8 protein-coding genes and 1 pseudogene are annotated in these 14,560 nt (G+C 68.7%); 5 read left to right on the forward strand and 4 right to left on the reverse strand.

All coding sequences use genetic code 11. The features are described 5' to 3' along the window. Nucleotides 1–78: 78 nt before the first annotated feature. Nucleotides 79–939: pseudogene (locus tag ACFYPA_RS14090) on the reverse strand (TadA family conjugal transfer-associated ATPase); the annotation flags it as partial. Beyond that, nucleotides 936–1,997 (reverse strand): septum site-determining protein Ssd, encoded by a 1,062-nt coding sequence (gene ssd / locus ACFYPA_RS14095; protein WP_359081084.1) that lies wholly within the window; start codon nt 1,995–1,997, stop codon nt 936–938. The gene ssd and the pseudogene ACFYPA_RS14090, both read right to left, overlap by 4 nt. Nucleotides 1,998–2,565: 568 nt before the next feature. On the opposite strand from ssd, the gene ACFYPA_RS14100 reads away from it, so the two are divergent. Then, nucleotides 2,566–3,405 (forward strand): HAD family hydrolase, encoded by an 840-nt coding sequence (locus ACFYPA_RS14100; protein WP_389131858.1) that lies wholly within the window; start codon nt 2,566–2,568, stop codon nt 3,403–3,405. 612 nt (nt 3,406–4,017) lie between these two features. On the opposite strand, the gene ACFYPA_RS14105 is transcribed toward ACFYPA_RS14100, so the two are convergent. Next, a complete protein-coding gene (locus ACFYPA_RS14105; RefSeq protein WP_359080699.1) occupies nt 4,018–4,842 on the reverse strand; it encodes an oxidoreductase in 825 nt (274 codons plus the stop codon). 102 nt (nt 4,843–4,944) lie between these two features. Between ACFYPA_RS14105 and ACFYPA_RS14110 the strand changes: the two genes are divergently transcribed. Beyond that, complete coding sequence (locus ACFYPA_RS14110; RefSeq protein ID WP_359080700.1) at nt 4,945–5,940, forward strand: ATP-binding protein; 996 nt, start codon at nt 4,945–4,947, stop codon at nt 5,938–5,940. A gap of 182 nt (nt 5,941–6,122) precedes the next feature. Here the strand turns inward: ACFYPA_RS14110 and ACFYPA_RS14115 are convergent, their stop codons facing one another. Then, nucleotides 6,123–7,448, reverse strand: coding sequence for a hypothetical protein (locus ACFYPA_RS14115; RefSeq protein WP_389131861.1), 1,326 nt, complete (start codon nt 7,446–7,448; stop codon nt 6,123–6,125). Between the two features lie 284 nt (nt 7,449–7,732). Between ACFYPA_RS14115 and ACFYPA_RS14120 the strand changes: the two genes are divergently transcribed. The 3 genes from ACFYPA_RS14120 (at nt 7,733) to nhaA (ending at nt 14,550) form a co-directional block, all read left to right on the forward strand. After that, the gene (locus tag ACFYPA_RS14120) at nt 7,733–10,657 is read left to right on the forward strand and encodes a bifunctional SulP family inorganic anion transporter/carbonic anhydrase (protein WP_389131863.1); all 2,925 of its coding nucleotides are present in this window, start codon (nt 7,733–7,735) and stop codon (nt 10,655–10,657) included. Nucleotides 10,658–10,828: 171 nt separating this feature from the next. Then, nucleotides 10,829–12,826, forward strand: coding sequence for an acetate--CoA ligase (gene acs / locus ACFYPA_RS14125; RefSeq protein ID WP_359080706.1), 1,998 nt, complete (start codon nt 10,829–10,831; stop codon nt 12,824–12,826). A gap of 317 nt (nt 12,827–13,143) precedes the next feature. Further along, complete coding sequence (nhaA, locus tag ACFYPA_RS14130) at nt 13,144–14,550, forward strand: Na+/H+ antiporter NhaA (protein WP_359318352.1); 1,407 nt, start codon at nt 13,144–13,146, stop codon at nt 14,548–14,550. Nucleotides 14,551–14,560 lie beyond the last annotated feature (10 nt).

Genomic DNA, 14,560 nt, shown 5'->3' on the forward strand with positions numbered 1-14,560 from the left:
CGCCAACGCGCCCACGCTGTGTCCAACTGACGGCAATACAAGGGCAGTTGGGGGCCCCGGACGTGCCATGTACGCTTAGGTCTGGCACGCACCCTCATGACCCGTGTTCAGGGCAGCCAGCAGTTCGGTGACCTCGGCACCTCGCACCTCTCCGACCACCAGCCTGTCGGGACGCATGCGAAGGGCCTGCCGCACCAGGTCCCGCAGGGTCACCCGCCCGGCACCTTCCTGATTCGCCGGGCGCGATTCGAGGCGCACCACGTGCGGGTGGTCCGGCCGGAGTTCCGCCGAGTCCTCCGCGAGCACGATCCGCTCCTGCTTGCCCACCACGCCGAGCATGCTGGACAGGAGCGTCGTCTTTCCCGCTCCCGTTCCGCCGCTGATGAGATAGGAGACCCGGGCCTCCACCAAGGCCCGCAACACCCGGTCACCGCCCGGCGGCACCGTCCCGGCGGCAACCAGCTCCCCCAGCGAGAAGGCCTTCGGCCGGACCACCCGGAGCGAAAGACACGTCGATCCGACCGATACCGGCGGCAGCACGGCATGCATCCGGGTCCCGTCCGGAAGCCGGGCGTCCACCCACGGTCTGGCGTCGTCCAGACGCCGCCCGGCGACAGCCGCCAGCCGCTGCGCCAGCCTCCGCACCGCTGCGGCGTCCGCGAAGGCCACGGCGGTGAGTTCGAGGCCGCGGCCCCGGTCCACCCACACCCTGTCGGGTGCGGACACCAGCACATCCGTGACCGCCGGATCCGCGAGCAGCGGCTCCAGCACACCGGTTCCGACCAGTTCGCCACGCAACTCGTCCGCCGCACCCAGCACTTCGGCGTCCCCGAGCAACCGCCCCTGAGCCCTCAGCGCGGCGGCCACTCCCGCCGGGGTCGGCGCCGCACCGCTCTGCGCCAGCCGCTGCCGCACCGCGTCGAGCAACGCCTCGGTCATGACGCCCCTCCCATGACCTGGCCTCCGGCACTCTCGCCCGCAAGCGCCCGGTCCCAGAAGGCCGAACAGAACCTGGCCAGTGGCCCACGAGGGCTGCCGCCGGGCGGCTCCCCCCTGTCCTGCTCAGCCAGCAGCCCTTGTTCCAGAGGGAGTTCGCCGACGAGTGGCAAGCCCATCGCGTGGGCCACCCACGGTCCGTCGAGGCCGGATGCGTACGGTCCGCGCGCCACTACGCGAAGGTCCTCCAGCACCATCCCCGCCATCGAGGCCACCCGTTTCGACGCAGCGACCGCCCGCAGTTCCCCGGGCACCACCAGGAGTCCGAGGTCCATTTGCGCCAAGGCTTCGGCCGCCGCCTCATCGATGCGACGCGGCAGATCCACCACCACCACTCCACCGAGCCTGCGCGCCGCGCCAAGAACCGCCTGCATGGCCTGCGGCGGGATGACCACCCAGTCGTCACGGCCCCAACTGAGCACCCGCAGCCCATGCAGGGCCGGCAACGACTCCTCCAGCGCTCCGCCCCCGACCCGCCCCTTCGAATGGGCGAAATCCGGCCACCTCATCCCCTCGGCCCGCTCCCCGCCGAGCAGCACGTCGATGCCACCGCCCAGCGGATCGCCGTCGATCAGCATCGTCCGCCGGCCCGCCCTGGCCGCGGTCACCGCCAGCGCGCAGGCCAGCGTGGAGGCACCGGAACCGCCACGGCCACCCATCACCCCGACGGTCAGCGCGGGCCGGCCGACCCCCTCCGTCGCATTGGCGATCTGATCGACCAGCCAGTTCTCCGAATCGGGAAGGCGCAGCACATACTCGGCCCCGATCTCCACGGCCCTGCGCCACACGTCGGGAGCGTCCTGGTCCCGTCCGACGAGCATCACGCCCCGCCTGCGGGCCGCCCCGCGACACCGATCTGCCGCATCGTCCCCCACGAGAACCATCGGAGCCTGCTCCCACCCTCCCTTGCGGTCGGGCAGCGTGTGATGAACCTCGGGCTCGGCTCCGGCGGCTGCGCACAGCCTCAGCAGATCGTCGAGCAGTTCCACATCCTCGGTCACGATCAGCGGTCCGCCCCCGCGCTCCTCGGCGCCCGGCAGACGATCCCGTGCACTGGATTCAGCCACGATTCCGACCCCTTCTTCACTCACCTTCACCGCGGTTCGCGGGGATCTCGGAGCGATCCGAGAACGGTGATTCCGGAACCCGTCGACTTCACGGGTGGAATCACGGTGCAGCGCTTCGGGAAATCGTGTGGATCTTGCTCAAGAACTGTGGACAACTCCACCGTTGTGAATAACTCCGTCACTCAAATCGGCGACTTCCCAGAGCATCCATTTCGTCACACACTGTGACGGAACAGGCTGATGCGAGTCGACTGCGAGCGCGGGCCATCGCGGCCGAGGAGGAGGAGAAATGCTTGGTTCCGAGCGGAAAAACCGCATCCGGACATGCGACGACCCCCGCCGGGGGGGAGAGCGGGGGTCGTCCCCACGGCCGACTCGGGGGGGGGGGGAGGAGCCGGACCGGGTTAGCACGGTCGCGAACGATCCGTGACTTCCATGGTGTACCCGAGGGCCTTCTCAGGCAAACCCACGCGCCGGAGTTTACGCCGAATGGTGGCCCCCTATGCTCTGCCTTGTGGAAAACCGCTTCTTGCCGCGCACAGCCGCCTTCTTTGACCTGGACAAGACGGTCATTGCGAAGTCATCGACGCTGACCTTCAGCAAGTCCTTCTACCAAGGCGGGCTGATCAACCGCCGCGCCGTACTGCGCACTGCGTACGCACAGTTCGTGTTCCTTGCCGGGGGCGCAGATCACGACCAGATGGAGCGGATGCGTGAATATCTCTCATCGCTCTGCAAGGGCTGGAACGTCCAGCAGGTGAAGGAAATCGTCGCCGAGACCCTGCACGACCTGATCGACCCGATCATCTACGACGAAGCCGCGACGCTCATCGAGGAACATCACACCGCCGGACGCGACGTGGTGATCGTGTCCACCTCGGGCGCCGAGGTGGTGGAGCCCATCGGCGAACTCCTGGGCGCGGACCGCGTCGTCGCCACCCGAATGGTGGTCGGCGAGGACGGATGCTTCACCGGGGAGGTGGAGTACTACGCGTACGGACCGACGAAGGCCGAGGCCATCAGGGCTCTCGCCGTGTCCGAGGGCTACGACCTCGCCCGTTGCTACGCATACAGCGACTCGGCCACCGACGTGCCGATGCTGGAATCGGTCGGCCACCCGCACGCCGTCAATCCGGACCGCGCACTGCGGCGCGAGGCGACTCTGAGGGAGTGGCCGATTCTCGTCTTCGACCGCCCGGTCCGGCTCAAGCAACGTCTGTCGGCTTTCTCCATGCCGCCGCGGCCGGCGCTCGTGGCCGCTGCCGCCGTGGGCGCGGCGGCCCTCACCGCCGGGCTGGTCTGGTACAGCGCCCGACACCGCGCCACCACGGCGTCGGCGTGACTCGGTTCCGCGCAGGAGGCCGGCACGTTCGCCACCCTGCGTGGAAGCCACACCCGGGCCGACACCGGGCAGCAGGCAGCACACTCACCGACCCCGAATTTGCCTCACACAACGGCCCTACACCCACCAGGCCCACCCCCAGCCCTTTGCACCGACTAGTCCGTAATTGAACCTAAAAGTAAAGAAGTCCGGTCACCACTTCCGCTCGCTCGGCCTCTGGAGTACAAAGGACTCAACGGCCCGCGAGACCAAGGACATCCGAGAGGATGACCTGAAACGCAGAGACGGCCCCACGGACCGCGCATGAAAGCCGGGCACCCACGCGACGTCGACCCGTCGATTACGGGCCAGCCGCACCAGGAACGGGCAAAGCATCCGACCTGATGGGCATATATCGAGGACGCTTGGTAACTGGGCGGACATGCCAGCGGCGGTACCGAGGACGGTACCGCCGCAACCCTTTCCCACCGGGCGTAGAGACGGCCCGCACCGGAGACCGAACGTCCGGCCGGCGGGAGCCACCAGCCGGACCGGACGTCCGCAGCCCGTCACTGTGCACTACAGCCCGGCCCGGCGACGAGACCGCGCCACACCAGCTCTCGGCACGCAGCGCTACGCCGCTCCGCGCTGAAGTGCCTCGCACACCGCGGTCGACTCCCGGACACCCAGCTCCGCCGCCCGCCCGCAGTGAGCGATCCAGGCGGCCATCCCCTCCGGGGTCCCCGCCAGATACCCCTCGAACGCGGCAACGTAGGCCGCCCGCCCCTGTTCGGCGTGACCGACCTCGGCCGGGCAGATCGACTTGGGGTCGAGGCCACTTCCGATCAGCACGATGCGCTGAGCGGTCCGCGCCACCAAGCCGTTGTACGAACCGAAGGGGCGCAGCGCCAGCAGCTCGCCGTGTACGACGGCAGCCGTCACCAGAGCGGGCGCCGCACTCCCCGAAAGAATGAGTCCGCTGAGCCCTTCCAGCCGCCCCGCAACCTCGTCGGCATCCGGCAAGGGCGCTTCGATCAGCGGCTCGTCCACCGGCTCACCCGCCAGTCGGGGCCGACCGACCGCATCCTCGGGCGCCGCACCACCAGCTGCCACCAGATGCAGCCGGGCGAGGACCCGCAGCGGCGACTGCCGCCAGATGGAGAGAAGTTGCCCCGCTTCGGCCGTCAAGCGCAGAGCCGCCCCGATGACGTGCGCCTCACCGTCACCGCTGAAGTCGGTGCGGCGGCGCACCTCCTCAAGATTCCAGTCGGCGCCCGACAGAGCAGCCGAACCACGGGCACCCCGCAGGGCCGCCTCGGCCGTCACCTCGGTACTGCGACGCCTCATGACCCGATGCCCGTAGACCCGGTCGACAGCCTTGCGCACGGAGTCCACCGCATCGGTCACCCCTGGCAGAGTGCCGAGGGTGGCGAGCGGGTCCGAGGGAGTCGTACTCATAAGTAGCGAGGCTACGCGCCCCTCGCGCACCTACCGGCCCGAAGTGGCCTTCTTCACGAACTTCGACAACGGACCGCAATCGTGCCGCTACCCTAGGTGAACATGAAGATCGCTTTCGTAGGGAAGGGCGGCAGCGGCAAGACCACGCTGTCCTCGCTCTTCATCCGCCACCTTGCCGCCAATGAAGCCCACGTCGTCGCGGTGGACGCCGACATCAACCAGCATCTCGGGGCCGCGCTCGGCCTCGACGAGAAGGAGGCAGCTGCGCTCCCCGCCATGGGAGCGCAGCTGCCACTGATCAAGGAGTATCTGCGGGGCAGCAACCCTCGCATCGCCTCCGCCGAGACGATGATCAAGACGACGCCACCGGGCGAAGGCTCCCGGCTGCTGCGCGTGTGCGAGGACAACCCGGTGTACGACGCCTGCGCCCGCACGGTCGGGCTCGACGACGGGGACATCCGCTTGATGGTCACGGGGCCGTTCACCGAATCGGACCTCGGGGTGGCCTGCTACCACTCCAAGGTGGGCGCGGTCGAGCTCTGCCTCAACCACCTCGTAGACGGCCCCGAGGAGTATGTGGTGGTCGACATGACCGCCGGTTCGGACTCCTTCGCCTCCGGCATGTTCACCCGCTTCGACATGACGTTCCTGGTCGCAGAGCCGACCCGCAAGGGTGTCTCGGTCTACCGCCAGTACAAGGAGTACGCACAGGACTTCGGCGTCGCGCTGAAGGTGGTCGGCAACAAGGTGCAGGGGGAGGACGACCTGGAGTTCCTGCGCGCGGAGGTCGGCGACGACCTGCTGGTCACCATCGGGCATTCCGACTGGGTGCGGGCCATGGAGAAAGGGCGTCCCGCACGCTTCGAACTGCTGGAGGCCGACAACCGAATGGCCTTGCAGGCCCTGCAGAACGCGGCAGAGGACTCGTACGGGCAGCGGGACTGGGGGCGCTACACGCGTCAGATGGTGCACTTCCATCTGAGGAACGCGGAGAGCTGGGGCAACGAGAAGACCGGCGCCGACCTGGCCGCCCAGGTCGACCCGGCCTTCGTCCTCGACGAGCGGTACGCGCGGGCCGGGGCCGCCCAACCCGCCTGAGCACCCGCCGCCAGGGTCTGCACCGGTCCGCGGGCAGGCCCTGGCCGACGGACACCGCCACTGGGTAGGCCCTGGCCGGCGCCCCCCGACCGGTCCAACTCCCGGCGCCTGCTCCCCGCCGATGGCCCACCGGTTGACCCGCTGCCCACCGGACCGGCCCCGCGGCCGGTCCGGCGCCCGGCCTAGTGGCCGGCCGGCTTCCCCATGGGGCCGGCCGGAGCCTTCGCCTCGGCCCGACCCTGATCCTCACCCTTGCCGGGGCCAGTAGAGCCACCGAGGAACGACGCCCAACCGGCCTTCGGCGCCTTGCCGACCTTCAGAGTGCCGAGCTTGGCGAGCGTGGCCGGGTCCTGTGCGTCCAACCAGTCCGCAAGCTGCCTGAAGGACACACAGCGCACCCCTTCCTTGGTGCACACCGTCTCGATCGTCTCCTCGATGGCGCGCATGTACGTGCCGCCGTTCCAGGACTCGAAGTGGTTGCCGATGATCAGAGGGGCACGGTTCCCGTCATACGCGCGGTCGAAGGCCTGGACCAGGCCGTACCGCATCTGATTGCCCCAGTACTCGTGCTGGTCCGGGTCGCCCTGCGTCGTACCGGACTGGTTGAACATGAAGTTGTAGTCCATCGACAGGGTTTCGAACTCTCGGCCCGGCACCGGGACCAGTTGCATCGAGAGGTCCCAGATGCCGTCCTTCTTCTTCGGCCAGACCTGGTCGTTGACTCCACTGGAGTCGTAGCGGAAGCCCATCGAACGGGCGGCCGCGACCATGTTCTTCTGCCCCTCCAGGCAGGGAGTGCGGCCGCCGATCAGTTCCTTGTCGTAGTCGAAGGGCAGCGACTTCTCGCCCTTCAGTTCCGGATCGTTGCTCTTCCAGCCCTGCACGAACGCCTTCGCCTGACGGATCTCGCTCTTCCACTCGGCGACGGACCAGGTGCCGACCCCGCCGTCCTTGCCGCAGAAGTGGCCGTTGAAGTGGGTACCGATCTCGTTCCCGTCCAGCCAGGCGCCACGGACCTGGGTCAGGGTGTCCCGAATGCCTTTGGTGTCGTTGAAGCCGATGTCGGAACTGCCCGCGTTGTGTTTGGGCGGGTCGTAGAGACCACGCTTCGCCTCCGGCAGCAGGTACACACCGCTCAGGAAGTACGTCATGCTCGCGTGATACTTCTTGCCCACCTCGCGGAAGTGCGAGAAGAGCCGTTGACTGTCCTCCCCGGCGCCGTCCCAGGAGAACACCACGAACTGCGGGGGTTTCTGACCTGCCGCCAGCCGTTGGACAGCCGGCTGCTTCGGCTGGGCACCCGTGAAGGCGGTCGACCCGTCGCCGATGAGTCGGACCGCACTCTTGGGAGCCGCTTCGGCTGCCTTCTTCTTCGCCCCGGCGGCGCCGTTCGCGGCACCGGGACCCGGATCGCTCGGTTCGGAACCCCCGCCGGCGCAACCGGCAGCCCCCGCGACCAGCGCCACGGCCATGACACCCAAGGCGAACCTCTTCGCGGCGGCCATCATCCGCCCACCCTCTTCCTTGCAGGTAACTTGCGCTGAAGTGCCGACACGGCGCGGCCAAAGTCGCACGCACTGCACACAAATCAGGGCGACAGGCCGAATGAAAAGCTGCTTATTCACTGGAACGGGTGCCGCAACGGCCCATTTGCCCCTAATCCTGGACACACATCTTTACTCTCCATTACGATCTGTTTACCGAGAGTTGAGATATCCCGCCGCTGCACGCCGTGACCCACGGCCGCGTCCCCACGTTCCGCGACCGCGCTGCCCCGGAGGAGACGGGAAACATGTCTGCCTGCGTCCCTATTCGTCATGACCACTCATCCCGAAGTTCGCGACCTCCCCGATCATCGGGAGTCAAGCGACCACACAGCCCGCCCCCGCCGCGCCGCGGTGGACGTTTCCGCATCGCGGGCGCCGACCTGTCCGCCTCGATCACTGTCTTCCTGCTCGCCATCCCCATGTCGCTCGGCCTGGCCGTCGCCATGGACGCCCCGCTGGAAGCGGGTCTCATCTCCGCTGCAGTCGGCGGCATCGTCGCCGGACTGCTCGGTGGAACCCCTTTGCAGGTCTCCGGCCCGTCCGCCGGACTGACCGTGGTGACAGCCGAGTTCATCCAGATCTACGGCTGGCGCACCACCTGCGCGATCACCATCGGCGCAGGTCTGCTGCAGATCGTCCTCGGATCGCTGCGGACCGCTCGGAGCGCACTGGCCGTCAGCCCCGCCATCGTCCATGGCACGCTCGCCGGCATCGGCGTCGCGATCGCACTCGCTCAACTGCACATCGTGCTCGGCGGCTCACCACAGAGCTCGGCCGTCTCCAACGCGCTGCACCTGCCGGGCCAGTTGGAACGAATGGGGCCGGCAGCACCCTTGATCGGTGGACTCACCGTCGTCGTCCTGGTGCTGTGGCCGCGGATCCCAGGACGGGCCGGACGAATCATGCGGCGGATCCCGGCAGCCCTAGCCTCCGTGGCCATGGCTACCGCGGTGGCCGCACTCGCCGCCCCCTCGATCGCCCGGGTAGACCTGCCGTCCTGGCGCTCGCACGCACTGCCGGAAGTACCTCAGGGGCCCGTGCTCGGCCTTGCCACAGCCGTCTTCACGATGATGCTGGTGGCCAGCCTGGAATCCCTGCTCGCCGCCGTCGCCGTGGACAAGCTGACCGCGGACCGGAGCCGCGAGCGGTCGGCCGGGCCCGCCGTCGAAGGTGACGGCAGTCAGCCCGGCGGCCCCGGCACCGACGCCCCCGGGGCGGGTTCGGCCACACCCGCACCCCCGGTCAAACGCTCCGATCTGGACCGGGAGCTCCGCGCGCAGGGCATCGCCAACAGCGTCTCCGGCCTGCTCGGTGGGCTGGCGGTCTCCGGTGGGGCGGTGCGCAGTTCGGCGAACGTGCGGGCCGGCGCGACCGGGCGCGCCTCCACGGTGCTTCACGGAGTCTGGGTTCTGCTCGCCACCGGGTTTCTGGTGACCGCTCTGGAGTGGATCCCACTGGCCGCACTCGGTGCGCTCGTGATGGTGGTCGGCGTCCAGATGGTGAACTTCGTCCACATCCGTAACGTGCACAAACACCGGGAATTCCTGGTGTACGGAGCGACGATCACCGGCGTGCTGGTCTTTGGAGTACTCAAGGGTGTGGCGATCGGTATCGCTGTGTCGGTGGCCGTCGCACTGCACCGGCTGGCCCGGACGCGAATCACCGTTTCCGATCACGGAGGCCAACATCTCGTGGTCGTGACCGGCCAGTTGACCTTCCTCGCCGTGCCACGCCTGAGCAGAGCGCTGGGCCAACTGCCGCAGGACGCTGACGTGGTCGTCGAGTTGGACGGCTTCTTCATGGATCACGCCGCCTACGAACTGATCCATGACTGGAGCATCGCCCATGCCGCCCACGGCGGCAGAGTCGCCTTCACCGGCAGGTCCGGGGGCAGAATCGCCGAACCCCCCTCTGCGGCGCACTCCTGCTGCCGCCCCTGGACTCCCTGGCGCAACCACCACTGCCACGACCGGGCCGAGCACATGCCCGCCGTCGGTGAGAGTACGAGTGCGCATGCGCACAGCAGTACGAGCACAGGCACGAGCCCAGCGGCGCTGCTGACTGCCGCTGCCGCGGCAGCCGACGCCATTCCCGTCCATCCCACACCGGACGCACAGGAAACAGCGCCCACCCCCACACCCGCAGCCGGATCCGCCGCCACGCCCGCGACCGCAACCGCAACCGCACCGACGCATAAGAAGGACCGCGCACCGGGCTCCGGCGGGGCAGAGACCGGTCCCTTCCTCGACCAGGAGTCGCCCGCCCACGAAGAGGGAGCCACGCCGGGCCCCACGGCGGAGGGCGCAAGCGATTTCGCGCCCGACCATCGAGCTCCCCGGCCGCTCCCGACCGCCAGTCAGCGGCTGATCAGTGGCCTCAGCTCGTTCCAGCGCAATACGGCCCCGCTGGTCCGGGAAGAGCTGGCGAGACTGGCCAGGGAGGGACAGAACCCGTCACAGCTGTTCATCACCTGCGCAGACTCCCGGCTGGTCACGAGCATGATCACAGCGAGCGGCCCGGGCGACCTGTTCACCGTCCGCAACATCGGCAATCTCGTACCGCCACCCGACTCCGAGACCGGTGACCACTCGGTCGGTGCGGCCATCGAGTACGCGGTGGATGTGCTGGGGGTCGAGTCCATCACCGTCTGCGGGCACTCGGGCTGCGGTGCGATGAACGCGTTGCTCGGCACCAGGCCGGAGGGCCCGGAGACGGCTCTCTGGCGCTGGCTCCGGCACGGGCTCCCCAGCCTGAAGCGGATGGCATCGCGCGAGCGGGCCTGGGCGCGGATCTCCGGCCGGATGCCCGCGGACGCGGTGGAGCAGCTCTGCCTCACCAACGTCATGCAGCAGTTGGACCACCTACGGGCCCATGCGTCGGTGGCCCGGCGCCTCACCGAAGGCACCCTCCAGCTCCATGGCATGTACTTCCATGTGGCCGAGGCGCAGTCGTATCTGCTGACGGAGGGCGCGAGCGCCGGCAGCGGGCTGGACGAGGTGTTCGACCCGATCAGCCCGTCCCATCCGTCTCCGTCGGCCGGTCCGCTTGATCCGGTCGGTGCAGCTGATCCGGTGGGTACGGCTCGCTCGGTCGATCCGGCCGATCCGGCTGGGCCGGCTGGGCCGGCCGATCCGTCCCACCCGGCCGAGTTGGCGCGTACCGGCGCCTGAACCACCTTCCTCCTTGGTCCGTGAGACCTTGTGGTCCCGCTTCCGCACCTCAGCAACGCGCAAGCACCATCGCCCCGCCGCGGAAGCGGGACCGTGCCCCCATACACGAAGACACAGGTCTAAACCAATTCCCGGCAGACACTTGTCACCCGGCCCTTGGACTGATGAGCTATGCCCCGGGACACAACGGACACCCTGGGAATGGGAGATGTCGTGAGCAACGAAAGCTTGGCCAATCTGCTCAAGGAGGAGCGGCGGTTCGTACCGCCTGCCGATCTGGCCGCGAACGCCAACGTCACAGCGGAGGCGTACGAGCAGGCCGAGGCGGACCGGCTGGGCTTCTGGGCCGAGCAGGCCCGCCGCCTGACCTGGGCCACCGAGCCGACCGAGACGCTCGACTGGAGCAATCCGCCCTTCGCGAAGTGGTTCGCGGACGGCGAGCTCAACGTCGCGTACAACTGCGTGGACCGTCACGTCGAGGCGGGCAACGGCGACCGGGTCGCCATCCACTTCGAGGGCGAGCCCGGCGACAGCCGTGCCATCACTTACGCGGAGCTGAAGGACGAAGTCTCCCGCGCCGCCAACGCCCTCATCGAACTCGGTGTCGGCAAGGGCGACCGGGTCGCCGTCTACCTTCCGATGATCCCCGAGGCCGCCGTCGCGATGCTGGCCTGCGCCCGCATCGGCGCCGCGCACTCGGTCGTCTTCGGAGGCTTCTCCGCCGACGCCATCGCGGCACGCATCCAGGACGCGGACGCGAAAATCGTCATCACCTCCGACGGCGGCTACCGCCGCGGCAAGCCCTCCGCGCTCAAGCCCGCGGTCGACGACGCCGTCGCCCGCATCCCGAGCGTCGAGCACGTCCTCGTCGTCCGCCGCACCGGCCAGGACACCGCCTGGACCGAGGGGCGCGACGTCTGGTGGCACGAGATCACCGCACGCCAGTCCGCCGAGCACACCCCCGAGGCGTTCGAGGCGGAGCAGCCGCTGTTCATCCTGTACACGTCGGGCACGACCGGGAAGCCCAAGGGCATCCTGCACACGTCGGGCGGATACCTCACACAGGCGGCGTACACGCACCACGCGGTCTTCGACCTCAAGCCCGAAAGCGACGTCTACTGGTGCACCGCCGACATCGGCTGGGTCACCGGACACTCGTACATCGTCTACGGGCCGCTGGCCAACGGGGCGACGCAGGTGATGTACGAGGGCACGCCCGACACCCCGCACCAGGGGCGCTTCTGGGAGATCGTCCAGAAGTACGGCGTCACGATCCTCTACACCGCGCCGACCGCGATCCGCACGTTCATGAAGTGGGGAGACGACATCCCCGCCAAGTTCGACCTGAGCAGCCTCCGGGTCCTGGGCTCGGTCGGCGAGCCGATCAACCCCGAAGCGTGGATGTGGTACCGCAAGCACATCGGCGCCGACACGTGCCCGATCGTGGACACCTGGTGGCAGACCGAGACGGGCGCGATGATGATCTCGCCGCTGCCCGGCGTCACGGCCACCAAGCCGGGAAGCGCCCAGCGCGCCCTGCCGGGCATCTGTGCCACCGTCGTCGACGACGAGGCACGCGAGGTCCCCAACGGCGGGGGCGGCTACCTCGTACTCACCGAGCCGTGGCCCTCCATGCTGCGCACCATCTGGCGCGACGACCAGCGCTTCCTCGACACCTACTGGTCGCGCTTCGAGGGCAAGTACTTCGCGGGCGACGGCGCCAAGAAGGACGAGGACGGCGACATCTGGCTCCTCGGCCGCGTCGACGACGTCATGCTCGTGTCCGGACACAACATCTCGACCACCGAAGTCGAGTCGGCCCTCGTGTCCCACCCCTCGGTCGCCGAGGCCGCCGTCGTCGGTGCCGCCGACGAGACCACCGGCCAGGCCATCGTCGCCTTCGTCATCCTGCGGGGCACCGCCACCGCCTCCGACGAACTCGTCGCCGAACTGCGCAACCACGTCGGCACCACACTCGGCCCGATCGCCAAACCGAAGCGGATCATGCCGGTCGCCGAACTGCCCAAGACCCGCTCCGGCAAGATCATGCGACGCCTGCTCCGCGACGTCGCCGAGAACCGCGCCCTGGGCGACGTCACCACACTCACCGATTCCTCCGTCATGGACCTCATCCAGACCCAGCTCCCCCAGACCCCCTCGGAGGACTGAGACCCGAGGGCTGAGCACCCGGCGGTACTGAGACCCCGGGGCCGCGGGACTGAGACCTCGGGGGCCCGCAGAACTGAGACCCGAGGGCCCGCAGATCGCCCCGGGACAGCGCACGCCTCGCAGGGCATCCGGTAACGCGCCGGATGCCCTGCGCGCATTTAGGGTGACGATCACCGCTCACAGCCCCTCGCACCCCGGGTACAGTGGCAGCTGATCAATAAAACGATAAGAAATCTCCACAGGGTGTGCCGGGAAGTCTGGTCGGCAAGTGCATCAGCCATGCCGTCGCTGCCGTACCGACCCGGAGGTCTCCCCCCGTGGCCACACCCACCCCCGCACCCCCTTCCCCCCGCCGCACCTTTCTGGGACGCCTCCCCCTCCCCGAGCGCAACTACCTGACCGAAGCCCTGCGTACGGAGACAGTCGGCGGCGTCATACTCCTCGTCGCCGCCGTGGCCGCCCTCGTCTGGGCGAACACCTTCGGATCGAGCTACTCATCCGTCAGCGACTTCCACTTCGGACCTGGCGTGCTGGGTCTCCACCTGTCCGTCGCACACTGGGCGGCCGACGGGCTGCTGGCGGTCTTCTTCTTCGTCGCGGGTGTCGAGCTCAAGCGCGAACTCGTCGCGGGCGAGCTGCGCGACCCCAAGGCGGCCGCTCTCCCGGTCGTCGCCGCACTGTGCGGCATGGCGGTCCCGGCCGTCGTCTACACGCTGGTGAACCTGATCGGCGACGGTTCCACCGCCGGCTGGGCCGTCCCCACGGCCACCGACATCGCCTTCGCACTCGCCGTCCTCGCTGTCATCGGCACATCGCTTCCGGCCGCGCTCCGCGCGTTCCTGCTGACGCTCGCCGTCGTCGACGACCTCTTCGCGATCCTGATCATCGCGGTCTTCTTCACCGAGAACATCGACTTCGTCGCACTCATCGGCGCCTTCGCCGGCCTGGCCGTCTTCTATCTGCTGCTGCGGTTCAACGTCCGCGGCTGGTACGTCTACCTCCCGCTCGCCCTGGTGATCTGGGGCCTGATGTACAACAGCGGCGTCCACGCCACCATCGCCGGTGTCGCCATGGGGCTGATGCTGCGCTGCACCCGGCGCGAAGGCGAGGACCACTCCCCCGGCGAACGCATCGAGCACCTGATCCGCCCCCTGTCCGCCGGCCTCGCCGTACCGTTGTTCGCGCTCTTCTCCGCCGGAGTCTCCCTCTCCGGTGGCGCGCTGGCCGGCGTCGTCACCCGGCCCGAAACGCTCGGGGTCGTCCTCGGACTCGTCGTCGGCAAGACGATCGGCATCTTCGGCGGTACGTGGCTGGCCACCCGGTTCACGAAGGCGGAGCTGAACAAGGACCTGGCCTGGGCCGATGTCTTCGCGGTCGCCTCACTCGCCGGCATCGGCTTCACCGTGTCGCTGCTGATCGGAGAGCTCGCCTTCACCGGCGACGACGACATGATCAATGAGATCAAGGCGTCGGTTCTCATCGGTTCCCTCATTGCCGCCGTACTCTCCGGTGTACTGCTCAAACTGCGGGTACGCAGATACAGGGCGCTGTTCGACGCCGAGGAGCTCGACGAGGACGCGTCCGGGGTTCCGGACGTCTACGAGCAGGACGATCCGGAGTACCACCTGCGGATGGCCGCTCTCTACGAAAAGAAGGCGGCCGAGCACCGCCGCCTTGCCCAACTGGCGGGGGCAGCGAGCAGCAAGCCGGACAGTCCGGCATGATCTGACATCG

This window comes from Streptomyces sp. NPDC005775, assembly GCF_042871565.1.
Classification (GTDB): domain Bacteria; phylum Actinomycetota; class Actinomycetes; order Streptomycetales; family Streptomycetaceae; genus Streptomyces.